The 260-nt window shown below is 60.4% G+C and carries 1 protein-coding gene; it reads left to right on the top strand.

Annotated features, from left to right (window positions below):
* Positions 1-260, top strand: a 260-nt coding sequence (locus JOY50_RS28795; RefSeq protein WP_243056205.1) for an immunoglobulin-like domain-containing protein, incomplete at both ends; no start/stop codon positions are given.

Raw genomic sequence — 260 nt, 5'->3', positions numbered from 1 at the left:
CGCCACCTTCGAAAACCTGGAGTTGGGCGGCGCTGCGAAAGTGGATGTCACCGACACCATCGACGAAGTCGTGGCCAAGTTGACTGCGACCCCTTCGGTCACCGAAGGCGGCGAGATCACCTACACCGTCACACTGACCAACAAAGACGGCCTGCCGATCAACAACCATTCGGAGCTGTACTTCAAGCTGACCGATGGCACGACGGTCGTTGTGGCCGCCAACAGCACCACTGGCTCGGCCACTGCAACCGCACCGGATA

The organism is Pseudomonas sp. BP01 (assembly GCF_022760795.1).
GTDB lineage: Bacteria > Pseudomonadota > Gammaproteobacteria > Pseudomonadales > Pseudomonadaceae > Aquipseudomonas > Aquipseudomonas putida_Q.
This window is presented reverse-complemented; position numbering and strand designations above follow the sequence as displayed.